This is a genomic window from Paraburkholderia susongensis (assembly GCF_900177725.1).
Taxonomy (GTDB): Bacteria; Pseudomonadota; Gammaproteobacteria; order Burkholderiales; family Burkholderiaceae; genus Paraburkholderia; species Paraburkholderia susongensis.
Map to the genome: position 1 here is coordinate 374,253 of NZ_FXAT01000001.1, position 12,218 is coordinate 386,470.

The following is a 12,218-nucleotide window of genomic DNA, read 5'->3' on the forward strand; positions in this document are numbered from 1 at the left end:
CGAGCTGGGTGCCCCGGTTGCAGCGCAACCCGACTCCTTCACGCCAGGGGTTGCAGCACGTCATGTCACGCCGGAATTGCCGCACGGGTTACTCCCTCGCGGGCCGTTCTTCGGATGACGCAACGGGATCGTCGTTCGCTGCCGGCGGCGGCGACTTCATTGGCGACCCGTCTGGCTGATAACCCCGAATATCGAGCGTCCACCAATTGCGCATGAGTGTTCTAGTTGCTGCCGGCGCATCGTTGCCGCGCGTCGTCAACATTTCAGGAGCGACTTCCCTGTACCACCGCTCGAGCGCGGGTCGGATGGCCCACAGCACGACCTTCGCGTAAAGGTTCTTCACGTCATTCGCCCCGTCAAGTAGTTCAGTCAGCTGCAGCTTTGCCGATCCTCAACACCCCGAGCGCAATGCGATCGAGCATCATTGCCCACCTCCCTTGACGATCCGTTGCTGGAGCCGCGTTTCGAGATACTTCATCGCCATGCTTTCGAGCGCGGCGAGTTCGGTGTGGTCGACGACCATCGAGTCGGCCGTCGCGAGCTGGAGTTCCAGTGCCGCAATCAGGCGCGCCCACTTCGGCAATTCCTCCAGCATGCGGCTCACAGTGCTCGCCGACATGCCCATGCATTCCGCTGCATGGGCCTGCGTCACGCGAGCAACCGCGCGCAAGATCTCGGACTCAATGCGTGCGCCGAGGATGCGGGTGCTTTCAACCGCGTCCGATGAAACTTCGAGCGTGCTCATGAAGCCGCCGGTTCAGCCGGTGATTGGGCAATAGACGTATTACGCAGAAATTTCCAGTCGACCCGGTCGTTCAACTCCTCGCAGCGGACAGCGCCATGGCAGAGGCGCTCGATCTTCGGGCAATGCTCAGCGGGAACACAGCGACCTTCCGACTTCCATTGCTGGACTGCCGCCCTCGTTACACCAAGTTCGGTAGCCAAGCTCTTCACAGTCATACCTGCCGCTCGAATTGCCCGGTCCAGAGGGTGCTCCATGTCCGATCCTGTCAATACTGATCCAAACCGGAATGATAGAAACTCTATCGCAATAACGCAAGAAAAAGTATCACAGGGCGTGAAAGATTTTCTATACGCTCCCCGCATGGAAATCGACAAATGGGTTGTGGCAGCTCGCCGCGCGCTAGGTTGGTCGCAAGACCAACTGGCCGAAGCCGTCAGCAAAACGCGAGCTAACGTCTCCCATTGGGAGACTGGCAAACACGAGCCGAACATCGAGACCATCAAGATCATTGCTCGACTGTCAGGGCTAGATCCGCGTGCTCTTTTTGAAGATGCCGAGAATCCTACGGGTGAATTGCTTCGGGAAACGCCGTGGCCGTTCACCATTGAACGGGCGAGATTTGATCAACTCCCTAATACCAGTAAAACGAAAATCAATCGATATGTAAGTAACATCGTTGAGGCATGGGAAGCCGAGCGTCGCGCGGAACCCCGCAAGGCCGGATAAGAGGCCCGCCGACCGCGAAGATTTTGCATTTCCCCCCGCGGAACTCAAAGAGTTCACATGAGTAACCTGGAGCCGCCCGATGTGGCGGCGCCTGACATCCGCAAGCACATCGAAGAAAAACACTGGCTGGATTGATTCAGGAGATATTTCGATGAATCTTTTGAAAATAGCAGTGATTGCCGCGGTGCTGGGTGCCGCACCTTCGTGGGCAGGAGATTTGACTGGCCCTCAGAAAAATGCCGTTAGATCCGCGAAGCAGTATCTCAGAGTTCATGCGTTCTCACGGAACGGACTTATTCGACAACTCTCATCGGATGCCGGGGATGGCTACAAGATTGCCGACGCTACGGCAGCAGTGGACAGCCTGAACATTGATTGGAACGAGCAGGCGGTGAGATCCGCGAAGCAGTATCTCGATATGCAGGGCTTCTCGTGCAAAGGCCTCGTTCAGCAACTTTCCTCAAGCTACGGAGACGGATACACCGTGAGTCAAGCAACCCATGGGGCGAAACAGGCAGGCGCCTGCTAAACCTGAGCCCGGGTTTCGCCAGCGGTAACCAGCCTGCGCCGGCGGACACGAGGACCAGATTCAGGCCATTGCTGTACGCAGGGATTGCGACTGGTGCTTGAATTTCAGGACGGAAGATTTCGGGGAGTTGCAGGACTGACACCTCTTTCCACCGGAGAAGAGCGATGAAAACCCGCATGCAGTTTTGCCCAGTGTGCCAGAAACAGACGTCACACACCTACCAGCCCGTCTCCTGGCTGTGGTTCATCTTCTGGCTGATCGTATTTTTCCCCGTGGCGCTCATTTACCTCGTGATCGCCATCCCCCGCGAAAACCGTACCGCACAATGTACCGTGGACCATGAAGCGCTACGCATGGCACGCGAGAACGAACAGTTGCGCTCGATGGTGCTGGCCATGCAGATGAACAGCGGCAGGGTTGAGCCGCCCCCGCGCGGGACGGGCTTCATGAAGTAAGCCACGCCCGCCGAGCGTCACTTGCGCATCAGCTTGGGGTGCCGCGTCGCATCGAAGTATTGTTTTCCGTCCTTGTCCATGATCCAGGTGCTCGAATGGGCATGCCGACTCTGCGCGACGAATTCGCCCCCCGCTGACTTCAGTCGTTCCCCTTCGGCACGCCGATGTCGGCGATGCCATTTGGCCTTATCCCACGCCTCACTTTCCGATGTGGTCATTCCTCGGATTGGCGTTTTGCGCTTGCTTCTGCTCATAGCTGGATCTCATGCGGTGAATGCGTCTTCAGCCAGTCACGCAGTGCTGCATTGATACGCCGACCCCAGTCCGGCCCGGTCTTCAGGAAGCGCTCGACAATGTCCGCATCCAGGCAGACGTGAACAGGTACGGTTTGCCGCTCATGTATGGTCAGCTCGGCGTTAGTGGTAGTCATCTTCGCGTTGATGTCTTACGGCGAGAATGGTGACCATGTCGCCACCCTCAATTTCAAACAATGCGACGTAGCCGGATGCTCCGAACGGAATGATGAGCTCACGCAGGAACGGCGACCGCGAAACTTTCCGGCAGGTAAAAGGCGACGTTTCCAGCGTCGAGAATCCCGCGGCGATCGCGGCAAGTGCGCGCTCTGCCAGCCCAACATCGGCATCGTCACGATTCACGATGAAAGTGTAGAGCCGCTCCAGATCTTCGGATGCCGCAATAGTCAATCGAACCTGGTATGCGCTCAATTGCCCTGCTTCCGTTTCTTCAGCGCATCGAGGTGGCCCTGCAGGCGGCTCAGCATTTCAGCTGACGAGACATATTGACCGGTGCGACGAGCCTCGTCGCGCGACGCTATGCCCCGTGCGATGAAGTCGCGCTGGCTGACACGGCGCTCGATGTTTTCGCGAATCGACTGCTCCACGAAGCCGGACAGGGTCTCCCCCTCCAGCAGCACATTCTCGGCCGCCTCGCGCAACTCAGGTTCGACGCGCACCGATGGAAAGGCTGAGGTTTTCATTGAAATCTCCTGCATCGCATTTGTAGCGCATTGTCGCATACAACCGGACTGCGTGAAATCCACGCGTTCCTTCGAAGATAGCTATTCTATCCAAATAGATAGTTTTTCTTGCGATTTTACGTTAGTTTATCTATCATCGATTCGACAATTTGCCTTTTCGGTGCCGAATGACAACCTCAGCCACCCTCTCCCCCGCCCTCAAAGACCTGATCGCCCTGTTCGCCGGCGCCGACCGTCCGATGATGTTCGACGGCATCTGTGAGGCGCTGGGCAAATTCGATCCAGACGAGGTCAATGACAAGCTGCAGATGCTTTTGCGGGCAGACATCGTCAAGTACGCGCAACCACTCTCTGCCTCCGAGGGCGGCTTCTGGCTCAACGGCGCAAAGCACGTCGATCTGACTGGATACGACGGTTACGACGTCACCCTCGCCGACGTAAGCGACGCCATCGAGCAGGCGCCGGCCTTCCCTCAGTGTGACCAGCTCAAGGACCTCATCGCCACACTGCACGAACAGGTGCGCGCCGTTGGCCGCCATGCCGAAGCAACGCTGCGGCTGATCGAACTCGTCACCACGCTCACCCGTCGCGGAGAGACGCAATGACCCGTAACCCGACGCTTCCCCTCGAGCTCGAGGAACCCATCGTCACCGGCAACACCAAGGCCGCCGTTCGTGCAGCCGGCGGCAAGTCCTCCGATCTGTGGATGATCCCGTACGACCAGCTGCACTGGAATCAGCGCGACAACGTGCGCCCGCTTGACATCGAGTGGGCGAAACACCTTGGCGAGCTGATCAAAGTCAACGGCTTCGACAAGAACCAGCCGTTGGGTGGCTTCGTGCGCAAGGTCAACGACGAGGATCGCATCTACATCTGGCAGGGCCAGCACCGCTACCACGGCGCGGGCCTCGCGATTCAGGCTGGTGTCGACCTCGGTCTGATCCCGGTAATCATCATCGCCGCGGAAAAAGTCTCACACCCCAATCTCATCTTCGGCGGTCTGACGGGCAACGCCAGCCGCAGCACGACACCGCTCGAGCTCGGCGCGAAGATCATCGAGCTGCGCGACGCGTACGGCATCGACATGCAGACCATACGGTCGCGCCTGAACATCACCGAGCAGACGGTGCGCGACGTCCTGCTGCTCGCCGGTGCGCCACCGGAGCTGCGTGAGCTTGTGCATACCAACACCGTAGCCTCCACCGCCGCGATCGAACAGATCCGCAAGCACGGTCCAGAAAAGGCGCTCGAGCGCATCGGGAAAGCTGCGTCAGATGCCAGGAGCGCCGGCCGAACCCGCGTGACCCGCAAGGATCTGGAGCCCCCTGAGCCCCAGCGCAAGGGCAAGCCAAACAAAGCCGAAGCGGACACGATAGTCACTCCGGCAAAGTCTCCAGACGCCCTGTTTTCTCCGGGCTTTCGCCACGACATGCCGCGCGTGCAGCTCGCTGAAAACATCTGGTACCCATCCTACTGCGCGGACGTCATTGCGAATGCTGGCACCTCGATCGCGGTCGTCAAGCCATTCACCCATGGTGATCGACTTTGGGTATGTGTGGGCGGCCTCCACGATCACTCGTATCACGAGGGAGAGTGCTGGAGCTTATGTCCCATTGACGACTGGAAGGGCTCGACTTTCATCGGCAGCCAGCTTGACCGTGCTGTCGAGGCAGGCGCACATGAGCGCGGTTCATATCGCGGCCAGGTGGTGCAAGTACGCGGGGAAAAATACGTGCTCGACGCCGTGATGCTTTGCTACGCCGGCGAACGCATGCGCTCACCGTCCGCGACTGTTGCGTCTCCCAAGGCTCACGCGACCGACGCGACGCCGAAGATCACCGGCGAGCAGGCAAAGTCACTTTGGCGCGCGCTGCAAGCTGTCCTGCACGACGACGGATTCGCCTTGCTCGATATGAAGACAATTCAGAGCGTGCACGCAGCTCTCCTACCGCTCGCCGATTTGCCGGATCACGCACGTATTGCGCAATCGGCTGAATCATCCGACGTGGGCTAGATCCCGCTCACGAACCACAGCAGGGAGTACTCGTCATGACCGTTGTGATCAGTCAGCCTCCAGCAGTCAAGGTTTCGTTTTTTGCGACTGGCCCTGCAGCACCCGTCGTCACGCTAGGCAGTGACGGCAGCGTCGAACTCGGCCCGGATGTCGACTTCGATCAGGCAGCGTGCGCTCTGTGGGACGCCGTGCGGCGCACGTTCGACGCGCACGCGACGCCGCCTTCGGACGTGGAGCTCCGCGCGATTCACGCGGACGCCGTGGCCTGTGTGGTACGCGAGGACCGTCGGCTCACGCCGGCCGACGACGCATGGTGGCAGCACTATCTGCGCAGCGTCATGACGCAGGCCTCGCGGCCGTGGTTTACCGCGACCGCCGCATCGTCGGAAGAGCCCGGATCCGGGCCTGCACTCGCAACGATGCGTGCCGCCCTTGGCCTGCCCGATTGTGGCACCACGCTCGACGACATCGTCCAGGGCGTGCACGACACGGTGCGCACGAATGCCGAGGCCTGCGCACTCATCACGCAGCTGCTTGCTGCCACAAAGTCACTTTGCTCGATGGCCTGCGTCACGCGCCGCGACGCGCCGGACGTCTACGAACTGATCGAGCGCGCGGGGGCGTTCGTGTTTTCAAGTGAGGGAGGCACACGATGACAACAGAGCGCTGCCCTGGTTGCGGGCACACCTATTACGACGACGTGCCCGAGCGCAACGGCTATTGCAGTTGGTGCGTGTCTGAAGGTGTGTGGGATGAACAGACGGCTGCGGCACGCGGCCCTGCACCGTTTCCGATGATGATCTTCCGCACAGCCGAACTGGATGTCCTCCAGATAGGGCTAAGCGAACTCATCAGGATAGGCAAGGTATATGACTCAGCCCGGACGACCGTGATGGATGCACGCCGCTTGTACGGCGAACGCTATGTCTTGCTCGAGCAGCGTTTCTCCGCAGAGCGCATGCCCCTGTGGTCCGAGAGCATCTGGGGTCCCAAACCCTTCGTGCTACCTGACGGCAAAACCGTTGCCACCGCAACGACCACCTTATCCACAGAAAACGTGGATAACCCTGTGCAAAGCTTGAGCGCGGCCGAGCGTGCTGTGCTTGCAGAGCGTCGCAGGCAAGTGTCTGAGGAAGGCTGCACACTGGAGCATGACGACCGGCATCAAGATGGGGAAATGGCACTCGCAGCGGCCTGCTATGCGGCCGCCGACACCGAGAGCTATCCGCCTGCCGAACCGCCAGACATGTGGCCGTGGGACGTGGAATGGTGGAAGCCGACGACGCCACGCCACAATCTCGTGAAGGCCGCCGCACTGATCATCGCAGAAATCGAGCGCATCGACCGTGCCGCTCCAGCTTCGCCTGCCGGGGATCAGGGGGAAGTAGGATGAACAGCTATTTCCTGAATATTGGAACAAAGATCGATACAAATAATGCGAACACCGCTACCGCAAGCGCCCACTTCGAAATCGTCAGAGCATTCTTATTGATTACCGTTTGCTCAGCAGCGGCGGCCGCCGCTCCCTCAGCTGCTACTGCCTGCCGCTCAAGGGTGTCGGAGGCGCGCCGTTCGTTTTCGCGATCTCGATATGCACGAGCATTTTCCAGCCTACGACCTGCAAAGTTCCCGAGATCGATGTTGTCATTGAAGGCTTTCTCACCGTTTTTGGCGATCCATGCCTCGATCTCTTCAATCGTTTGGAAATCTGCCATGGCAAGCTCCTTTCGAACTTGTGAGGAATCCTAGCATGACCGGTAACCCTACCCAGCTCGACGAAGCGACGACGGCCTCACTACCGCACAAGCGGAAACGATGAACGACCAAGGTCGTCACGCGGCCAAGTCGGCCCGACGAATCACGATCGGGGGACCTTCGCCAGCATTCGCTTTCGCAAGCGCGATCTTAAAGATTTGGTCTCTGTTGTTGATGATCGCGTCTTCGTCACCGCTCATGGATCCACTGGACCCAAGAGCGTCGCAAAGTGCCTCATGCGTCACGCGTACCTGAACAGCCTTGTTGCCATATGCCATGTTGAAAAGAACATCATTGCCATCACGCACGAACAGCCAACCGAATGGATTTGCCATTTGCTTCTCCCAGGGAAGTCAAGACATGGATAGCAAGATTACAGTAGATCGCGAGGCCCGCGTTGCGTCCCCACAAGCCGGGGCGGCGTTGACGGATGACGCGCGCGACGCGGCGCGGTATCGGTGGTTACGAGAACAGCATTGGAACGAGGCGACGTTATTTGTGGTGGCCGGTGGTCAATACGTTGTTCGACTCGGTACAGATTGCCCAAGCCGCGAGCGTCTAGACGCTGCCATTGATGAAGCCATGGCCACCGCGCAACCAGCCAGCGGTGGTTAGCAATGGTCCGCGTCGCATGCATGGCACTCCACCGACGCATCAAAGCGGGGCGCCCGAACAAAGCCGGCGATTCATTTATTGGCGGCGGTCAGGATGTGACCAGTGATTGCATCAAGGCGATTATCGAATTCGTCGGCGTTGGCGGAACACACGAAGTAACCGTAGACGGCAGACCGATGTATGAGATCGAGATCCGCGCCCTCGCCAACGAAGACGCGCCCGCAGCAGCCTCATGAAAAAAAGCCCTGCACTCGGCAAGGCTGAACACCGCGGGGGAACGCGGCTAAGGCAGATTGCATCGTAGGCCTCGTGTCCCACGGTGCCTATCGGATAACTCTGAAATCTGGAGCATGCAACATGAAAATGGCCCGCGCCGATGCAGACGACATCGAGGCCGCACTCGAGCTGGTTGCCATCCTGGGTAACGTCGACAGAGGCTACATGCCCGACGTTGCTGACAGCGAGGACGAGACGTTTTTCGACCCGGACCGCGAGACGCACCTGAAGCTCTTTTACGAGTGCGTGATGGACTGCGTCGAGCGCTCGCCCGGCGGTATCTTTCGCGTGGTCTGGGGGTTTCAGACGCTCGTCGCCAACAACGTCATCGACCCGGAACTCGACTATCTCGAACTGCATCCGCGGCTGACGGCAGCGCTTGATGCACGGGATAAGCCATGAACGGATATGACGCAATGCGAGCCGGCTTCGAGGAACAGCGTGCGCGCGCTATCAACGTCGACTGGTTCACGTGGCAGATTGCCTGGCTTGATGCACAAGCCGTCACGCTTGAGGAAGCTGCAGCGGCTGTAGCCGATCATTGCCGCAAGGGTCGCGAATGGATCCCCGGGAGCCTGTGGGACACACTCACGCGCGAGTGTGCGGCGCGTGTACGCGCAATCGGTAGGAGATGAGCTATGAGCCGCAATTCGATGGTCCAGATCGGGCCTTGCCCCATACCTCTTGTGCCGGTCCGCGACTTTAGCAAGCCGCGCCTCACGCGCGAGGACTGGAATGGCCTGTGGCAGCTGTGTGGCCCGTCGGCCCAACACAACCTCTCGCGCAATCCGCTCTGGGTTGTGATCTGCATGGCGTACTACGAGGGCATGGCGCACGCGAGCGGCCTGCTCGAGGAACAAGGCAAAGTGACTTTGCAAGAGCCAAAGCAATGAGCATCCGCACGATCATTGAGATTAACCACGATCGCCTGTGAGGCCAGGAGACGGGAGAATGAATTCTATCGGAATTGACAAATTGACTAGCAAGGTTGATCTGGGTCGATCGACAATTTACCGCCTGATCGCCGAGGGAAAATTCCCGAAGCCCTTCCAGATACTGCCAAACCGGAATGCCTGGATCGAGAGCGACATCGACGAGTGGCTCGCAGCGAAGGCCGGCAAGCCACTTCCGGACACTAGCCCGCAGCCAGCCCCTGAGGAGACGTGAACGGCAGGATCGTCGCGGTGTTGTACTCGCCGGCGCAATATTGAGCCCAGTGCTCCATCATCTTGCGGCGCCGCTCGAGCATGTCCCCACGCTGGTATGCGCGCCGTGCCTTATTTACGACCTTGTGAGCGAGCGCCTTGTCGACGAGCACGTCGGAATACTCGGCGCCCTCCTCGGCCCAGTCCTGGAACGTCGAGCGAAAACCGTGCACGGTGTATTCCGGATAACCCATGCCGCGCAGTAGTTCGAGCATTGCCATATTCGATAGCGGACGCCCCTTTTTGTCGCCCGGGAACAGGTAACCCCACTTCGATCCCGACAGCATTTTTTCAATGATCTCGCATGCCTTGTCGCACAACGGCACGCGATGCGAAACGCCCATCTTCATGCGCTCCGCCGGGATCGTCCACACCTTCGCCTTCAGGTTGAACTCTTCGGGCCGTGCGAACTGGATCTCGTTCGTTCGGGAAGCACACAGAATGAGCAGATGGAGTGCCCAGGCCGAGCGGGCACCTTCCGCCTGCTTCGCCACGATTTGCGGAATGAAATCTGGCAGGTCGGCCCACGGCATGGCCGGATGGTGCTTCACGGCCTTTTTGCGTTTCGGGAGGATCTTGTCGAGGTGTCCACGCCACCGTGCCGGGTTGTCGCCCTCGCGATGGCCGAGCGCTTTCTCAGCGTCGAGAATCGTCTCAATCCGGCCGCGCACGCGACTCGCCGTCTCACGCTTCGCAACCCAGATCGGCTGCAGGATGCGCACGAGCATGGCCGTATCGACATCGCGCACGTCCGTGTCGCCGATGACCGGATAGGCGTAAGTCGTGAGGGTGTTTGTCCACTGGTCGGAGTGCTTGCTGTTCTTCCAGCTCGCCTGCGTACTCTCAATGAACTCGGTGGCCGCCGTCCGGAATTGCCGGGCACCCTCGATAGCCACCTTGCGCCGCGCCTCGTCGCGCGCGCGAATAGGATCGATCTTGTCTTTGAGCAGGCCACGACACCGGGCGGCTTCCTCGCGAGCTGCAGCAAGCGACACGTTTGACAATGATCCGAGGCCCATCTCGCGAGGGCGCCCCATCAGTTTGAATCGGAAAATCCAGGTGCGGGAGCCGGTCGGCGAGATCTGGAAATAGAGGTTGCCACCATCAGCGTAATAGCCGGGATCAACCAGTTTTCCGAGTTTGAGCGCAGTCAGCCGGTGAAGCTGCCTCGACTGTGTTGTCGCCATTTCTTACCCTCACTTTTACCCACACCTGATAGGCGGATTGTGAGAGATGGAATGGGACGGAGCAAGAAAAGAAATACCCCCAAAGTCCCGGTGTTCTGAGGCTTTGGGGGTTTCCCGCAGCGTCCCGGAGGATGCCGCTGAATCGCCTACTGGCGGAGACGGAGGGATTCGAACCCTCGATCCAGGTTTTGGCCCAGATGCTCCCTTAGCAGGGGAGTGCCTTCGACCTCTCGGCCACGTCTCCCAAACTTTCTGTCGCACAGGGAGTCAGTGCGACGAAGCCAAGATGATAGCGGGCTGAGCCGAGAAGGTCAATGTCCGGCGGACATTTTTTGTGCCAACCCCGGTGTGAACGACACAATTTATTCACACCGGCGGCGCAAAACAAACGGGGCGCTTCCGCGCCCCGCTATTCCCGCAATTTATGCCTGATCCAGTTCGAACGCCTTATGCAGCGCGCGCACGGCGAGCTCCATATATTTTTCGTCGATCAGCACAGAAATCTTGATTTCGGAGGTCGAGATCATCTGGATGTTGATGCCCTCTTCCGACAGCGTGCGGAACATCTTGCTCGCGATGCCGACGTGCGAGCGCATGCCCACGCCGACCACCGACACCTTCGACACCTTCGGATCGCCCAGCACCTGCTCGGCCTGCACGTGCGCCTTCACCTGGTTGGTGAGGATGTCGATCGCGCGCTGATAGTCACCACGGCCGACCGTGAACGTGAACGCCGTCTTGCCGTCGACGCTCTGGTTCTGGATGATCATGTCGACGTCGATATTCGCGTCCGCCACCGGGCCGAGAATCTGATACGCGATGCCCGGCTTGTCGGGTACACCCATCACGGCGATACGAGCTTCGTCGCGCTGAAACGCGATGCCCGAGATGACTGCTTTTTCCATGGTCTCGTCTTCTTCAAAAGTAATCAGGGTGCCCGACTTCATTTCAGCGTCGAGCGGCATCAGCGGATCGGTCAGACTCGACAGCACGCGTGTCTTCACCTGATATTTGCCGGCGAATTCCACCGAGCGGATCTGCAGCACCTTCGAACCCAGGCTGGCCATTTCCAGCATTTCTTCGAACGTCACGCGATCGAGCCGGCGCGCTTCTTCGACCACGCGCGGATCGGTCGTATACACGCCGTCGACGTCGGTGTAGATCAGGCACTCGTCGGCCTTCAGCGCAGCCGCGACCGCGACCGCCGACGTGTCCGAGCCGCCGCGGCCGAGCGTCGTGATGTTGCCTTCGGGATCGATGCCCTGGAAGCCGGTGATCACCACCACCTTGCCCGCTTCGAGGTCGCGCGTGACGCGCTCGCCGTCGATCTCGCTGATGCGCGCTTTCGTGAACGCGCTATCGGTTTTGACCGGCACCTGCCAGCCTGCGTAGCTGACCGCGTCGACGCCGGCTTCCTGCAGCGCGATGGCGAGCAGACCCGAGCTGACCTGCTCGCCCGTGGCGGCGATCATGTCGAGTTCGCGCGGGCTCGCCTCGCCTGTGATTTCTTTCGCGAGGCCGAGCAAGCGGTTGGTTTCGCCGGACATTGCCGACGGCACGACGACCATCTTGTGGCCGGCCTTGTGCCATTTCGCGACGCGCCTGGCGACGTTCTTGATGCGCTCGACCGAGCCCATCGAGGTGCCGCCGTATTTATGTACGATGAGTGCCATTGTCGTTCTGAACTGGAAGAGAAACCGCGCTGGCGCGCTGG

The 12,218-nt window shown here is 59.7% G+C and carries 22 protein-coding genes and 1 tRNA gene; 12 read left to right on the forward strand and 11 right to left on the reverse strand.

Annotated elements, in window-relative coordinates; translation table 11 throughout:
- Nucleotides 1-421: 421 nt before the first annotated feature.
- Both B9Z01_RS01695 and B9Z01_RS01700 read right to left on the reverse strand, forming a co-directional pair.
- Nucleotides 422-745, reverse strand: coding sequence for a CII family transcriptional regulator (locus B9Z01_RS01695; protein WP_085480527.1), 324 nt, complete (start codon nucleotides 743-745; stop codon nucleotides 422-424).
- Nucleotides 742-1,107: a transcriptional regulator gene (locus tag B9Z01_RS01700; protein ID WP_338047346.1), complete on the reverse strand. Its 366-nt coding sequence runs from the start codon at nucleotides 1,105-1,107 to the stop codon at nucleotides 742-744. Before B9Z01_RS01700 ends, B9Z01_RS01695 begins: the two co-directional genes overlap by 4 nt.
- Here B9Z01_RS01700 and B9Z01_RS01705 point away from each other — a divergent pair.
- The 3 genes from B9Z01_RS01705 (at nucleotide 998) to B9Z01_RS01715 (ending at nucleotide 2,455) form a co-directional block, all read left to right on the forward strand.
- On the forward strand, nucleotides 998-1,471 hold the full coding sequence (locus tag B9Z01_RS01705; RefSeq protein WP_085480529.1) for a helix-turn-helix domain-containing protein: 474 nt from the start codon (nucleotides 998-1,000) through the stop codon (nucleotides 1,469-1,471). The genes B9Z01_RS01700 and B9Z01_RS01705 overlap by 110 nt on opposite strands.
- Before the next feature lie 151 nt (nucleotides 1,472-1,622).
- Nucleotides 1,623-2,000, forward strand: a complete 378-nt coding sequence (locus B9Z01_RS01710; RefSeq protein ID WP_085480530.1) for an Ltp family lipoprotein — start codon at nucleotides 1,623-1,625, stop codon at nucleotides 1,998-2,000.
- Nucleotides 2,001-2,164: 164 nt separating this feature from the next.
- The gene (locus B9Z01_RS01715; RefSeq protein ID WP_085480531.1) at nucleotides 2,165-2,455 is read left to right on the forward strand and encodes a hypothetical protein; all 291 of its coding nucleotides are present in this window, start codon (nucleotides 2,165-2,167) and stop codon (nucleotides 2,453-2,455) included.
- A gap of 17 nt (nucleotides 2,456-2,472) precedes the next feature.
- Here B9Z01_RS01715 and B9Z01_RS01720 read toward each other — a convergent pair whose 3' ends face one another.
- From B9Z01_RS01720 to B9Z01_RS01735, 4 genes are read right to left on the reverse strand one after another with little or no spacing between them, the layout of a single operon-like run.
- On the reverse strand, nucleotides 2,473-2,709 hold the full coding sequence (locus B9Z01_RS01720) for a hypothetical protein (RefSeq protein ID WP_085480532.1): 237 nt from the start codon (nucleotides 2,707-2,709) through the stop codon (nucleotides 2,473-2,475).
- Nucleotides 2,706-2,885, reverse strand: a complete 180-nt coding sequence (locus B9Z01_RS01725; protein ID WP_085480533.1) for a BrnA antitoxin family protein — start codon at nucleotides 2,883-2,885, stop codon at nucleotides 2,706-2,708. Before B9Z01_RS01725 ends, B9Z01_RS01720 begins: the two co-directional genes overlap by 4 nt.
- Entirely contained in the window at nucleotides 2,872-3,180 is a 309-nt protein-coding gene (locus tag B9Z01_RS01730) for a type II toxin-antitoxin system RelE/ParE family toxin (protein WP_085480534.1), read from the reverse strand. The genes B9Z01_RS01725 and B9Z01_RS01730 overlap by 14 nt, the downstream gene beginning before the upstream one ends.
- The gene (locus B9Z01_RS01735; protein WP_085480535.1) at nucleotides 3,177-3,452 is read right to left on the reverse strand and encodes a YlcI/YnfO family protein; all 276 of its coding nucleotides are present in this window, start codon (nucleotides 3,450-3,452) and stop codon (nucleotides 3,177-3,179) included. The genes B9Z01_RS01730 and B9Z01_RS01735 overlap by 4 nt, the downstream gene beginning before the upstream one ends.
- A 167-nt stretch (nucleotides 3,453-3,619) precedes the next feature.
- On the opposite strand from B9Z01_RS01735, the gene B9Z01_RS01740 reads away from it, so the two are divergent.
- Genes B9Z01_RS01740 through B9Z01_RS01755 form a run of 4 tightly spaced genes read left to right on the forward strand, consistent with a single transcriptional unit; the run spans nucleotide 3,620 to nucleotide 6,859 of the window.
- A complete protein-coding gene (locus B9Z01_RS01740; RefSeq protein ID WP_085480536.1) occupies nucleotides 3,620-4,057 on the forward strand; it encodes a hypothetical protein in 438 nt (145 codons plus the stop codon).
- Entirely contained in the window at nucleotides 4,054-5,466 is a 1,413-nt protein-coding gene (locus B9Z01_RS01745) for a hypothetical protein (protein ID WP_085480537.1), read from the forward strand. The genes B9Z01_RS01740 and B9Z01_RS01745 overlap by 4 nt, the downstream gene beginning before the upstream one ends.
- Before the next feature lie 35 nt (nucleotides 5,467-5,501).
- Nucleotides 5,502-6,122, forward strand: a complete 621-nt coding sequence (locus tag B9Z01_RS01750; RefSeq protein WP_085480538.1) for a hypothetical protein — start codon at nucleotides 5,502-5,504, stop codon at nucleotides 6,120-6,122.
- The gene (locus B9Z01_RS01755) at nucleotides 6,119-6,859 is read left to right on the forward strand and encodes a hypothetical protein (protein WP_143808769.1); all 741 of its coding nucleotides are present in this window, start codon (nucleotides 6,119-6,121) and stop codon (nucleotides 6,857-6,859) included. Before B9Z01_RS01750 ends, B9Z01_RS01755 begins: the two co-directional genes overlap by 4 nt.
- Nucleotides 6,860-6,863: 4 nt before the next feature.
- On the opposite strand, the gene B9Z01_RS34590 is transcribed toward B9Z01_RS01755, so the two are convergent.
- On the reverse strand, nucleotides 6,864-7,181 hold the full coding sequence (locus B9Z01_RS34590; RefSeq protein WP_143808771.1) for a hypothetical protein: 318 nt from the start codon (nucleotides 7,179-7,181) through the stop codon (nucleotides 6,864-6,866).
- 117 nt (nucleotides 7,182-7,298) lie between these two features.
- Nucleotides 7,299-7,556, reverse strand: coding sequence for a hypothetical protein (locus B9Z01_RS34595; protein WP_143808773.1), 258 nt, complete (start codon nucleotides 7,554-7,556; stop codon nucleotides 7,299-7,301).
- 25 nt (nucleotides 7,557-7,581) lie between these two features.
- Between B9Z01_RS34595 and B9Z01_RS34600 the strand changes: the two genes are divergently transcribed.
- From B9Z01_RS34600 to B9Z01_RS01785, 5 genes are all read left to right on the forward strand, one after another.
- Nucleotides 7,582-7,836 (forward strand): hypothetical protein, encoded by a 255-nt coding sequence (locus B9Z01_RS34600; RefSeq protein ID WP_143808775.1) that lies wholly within the window; start codon nucleotides 7,582-7,584, stop codon nucleotides 7,834-7,836.
- A gap of 2 nt (nucleotides 7,837-7,838) precedes the next feature.
- On the forward strand, nucleotides 7,839-8,072 hold the full coding sequence (locus tag B9Z01_RS01765; RefSeq protein ID WP_085480541.1) for a DUF7446 family protein: 234 nt from the start codon (nucleotides 7,839-7,841) through the stop codon (nucleotides 8,070-8,072).
- Between the two features lie 121 nt (nucleotides 8,073-8,193).
- Nucleotides 8,194-8,514 carry a hypothetical protein gene (locus B9Z01_RS01770; RefSeq protein WP_085480542.1) on the forward strand — a complete coding sequence of 107 codons (321 nt, stop codon included), beginning with the start codon at nucleotides 8,194-8,196 and terminating at the stop codon, nucleotides 8,512-8,514.
- Nucleotides 8,515-8,750: 236 nt separating this feature from the next.
- Nucleotides 8,751-9,005 carry a hypothetical protein gene (locus tag B9Z01_RS01780; RefSeq protein WP_085480544.1) on the forward strand — a complete coding sequence of 85 codons (255 nt, stop codon included), beginning with the start codon at nucleotides 8,751-8,753 and terminating at the stop codon, nucleotides 9,003-9,005.
- A gap of 58 nt (nucleotides 9,006-9,063) precedes the next feature.
- The gene (locus B9Z01_RS01785) at nucleotides 9,064-9,279 is read left to right on the forward strand and encodes a helix-turn-helix transcriptional regulator (RefSeq protein ID WP_085480545.1); all 216 of its coding nucleotides are present in this window, start codon (nucleotides 9,064-9,066) and stop codon (nucleotides 9,277-9,279) included.
- On the opposite strand, the gene B9Z01_RS01790 is transcribed toward B9Z01_RS01785, so the two are convergent.
- The 3 genes from B9Z01_RS01790 to B9Z01_RS01800 all read right to left on the reverse strand — a co-directional run bounded on the left by B9Z01_RS01790 (nucleotide 9,248) and on the right by B9Z01_RS01800 (nucleotide 12,177).
- On the reverse strand, nucleotides 9,248-10,504 hold the full coding sequence (locus tag B9Z01_RS01790) for a tyrosine-type recombinase/integrase (protein ID WP_085480546.1): 1,257 nt from the start codon (nucleotides 10,502-10,504) through the stop codon (nucleotides 9,248-9,250). The genes B9Z01_RS01785 and B9Z01_RS01790 overlap by 32 nt on opposite strands.
- A gap of 150 nt (nucleotides 10,505-10,654) precedes the next feature.
- A tRNA-Ser gene (locus B9Z01_RS01795) sits at nucleotides 10,655-10,748 on the reverse strand.
- Between the two features lie 178 nt (nucleotides 10,749-10,926).
- A complete protein-coding gene (locus B9Z01_RS01800) occupies nucleotides 10,927-12,177 on the reverse strand; it encodes an aspartate kinase (protein ID WP_085480547.1) in 1,251 nt (416 codons plus the stop codon).
- Nucleotides 12,178-12,218 lie beyond the last annotated feature (41 nt).

What these genes read in the sequence shown, in the direction of transcription:
- B9Z01_RS01695 (WP_085480527.1), bottom strand. Translation starts at nt 745, where the DNA reads ATGAGCACGCTCGAAGTTTCATCGGACGCGGTTGAAAGCACCCGCATC.
- B9Z01_RS01705 (WP_085480529.1), top strand. Translation starts at nt 998, where the DNA reads ATGTCCGATCCTGTCAATACTGATCCAAACCGGAATGATAGAAACTCT.
- B9Z01_RS01700 (WP_338047346.1), bottom strand. Translation starts at nt 1,107, where the DNA reads ATGCGGGGAGCGTATAGAAAATCTTTCACGCCCTGTGATACTTTTTCT.
- B9Z01_RS01710 (WP_085480530.1), top strand. Translation starts at nt 1,623, where the DNA reads ATGAATCTTTTGAAAATAGCAGTGATTGCCGCGGTGCTGGGTGCCGCA.
- B9Z01_RS01715 (WP_085480531.1), top strand. Translation starts at nt 2,165, where the DNA reads ATGAAAACCCGCATGCAGTTTTGCCCAGTGTGCCAGAAACAGACGTCA.
- B9Z01_RS01720 (WP_085480532.1), bottom strand. Translation starts at nt 2,709, where the DNA reads ATGAGCAGAAGCAAGCGCAAAACGCCAATCCGAGGAATGACCACATCG.
- B9Z01_RS01725 (WP_085480533.1), bottom strand. Translation starts at nt 2,885, where the DNA reads ATGACTACCACTAACGCCGAGCTGACCATACATGAGCGGCAAACCGTA.
- B9Z01_RS01735 (WP_085480535.1), bottom strand. Translation starts at nt 3,452, where the DNA reads ATGAAAACCTCAGCCTTTCCATCGGTGCGCGTCGAACCTGAGTTGCGC.
- B9Z01_RS01740 (WP_085480536.1), top strand. Translation starts at nt 3,620, where the DNA reads ATGACAACCTCAGCCACCCTCTCCCCCGCCCTCAAAGACCTGATCGCC.
- B9Z01_RS01745 (WP_085480537.1), top strand. Translation starts at nt 4,054, where the DNA reads ATGACCCGTAACCCGACGCTTCCCCTCGAGCTCGAGGAACCCATCGTC.
- B9Z01_RS01750 (WP_085480538.1), top strand. Translation starts at nt 5,502, where the DNA reads ATGACCGTTGTGATCAGTCAGCCTCCAGCAGTCAAGGTTTCGTTTTTT.
- B9Z01_RS01755 (WP_143808769.1), top strand. Translation starts at nt 6,119, where the DNA reads ATGACAACAGAGCGCTGCCCTGGTTGCGGGCACACCTATTACGACGAC.
- B9Z01_RS34590 (WP_143808771.1), bottom strand. Translation starts at nt 7,181, where the DNA reads ATGGCAGATTTCCAAACGATTGAAGAGATCGAGGCATGGATCGCCAAA.
- B9Z01_RS34595 (WP_143808773.1), bottom strand. Translation starts at nt 7,556, where the DNA reads ATGGCAAATCCATTCGGTTGGCTGTTCGTGCGTGATGGCAATGATGTT.
- B9Z01_RS34600 (WP_143808775.1), top strand. Translation starts at nt 7,582, where the DNA reads ATGGATAGCAAGATTACAGTAGATCGCGAGGCCCGCGTTGCGTCCCCA.
- B9Z01_RS01765 (WP_085480541.1), top strand. Translation starts at nt 7,839, where the DNA reads ATGGTCCGCGTCGCATGCATGGCACTCCACCGACGCATCAAAGCGGGG.
- B9Z01_RS01770 (WP_085480542.1), top strand. Translation starts at nt 8,194, where the DNA reads ATGAAAATGGCCCGCGCCGATGCAGACGACATCGAGGCCGCACTCGAG.
- B9Z01_RS01780 (WP_085480544.1), top strand. Translation starts at nt 8,751, where the DNA reads ATGAGCCGCAATTCGATGGTCCAGATCGGGCCTTGCCCCATACCTCTT.
- B9Z01_RS01785 (WP_085480545.1), top strand. Translation starts at nt 9,064, where the DNA reads ATGAATTCTATCGGAATTGACAAATTGACTAGCAAGGTTGATCTGGGT.
- B9Z01_RS01790 (WP_085480546.1), bottom strand. Translation starts at nt 10,504, where the DNA reads ATGGCGACAACACAGTCGAGGCAGCTTCACCGGCTGACTGCGCTCAAA.
- B9Z01_RS01800 (WP_085480547.1), bottom strand. Translation starts at nt 12,177, where the DNA reads ATGGCACTCATCGTACATAAATACGGCGGCACCTCGATGGGCTCGGTC.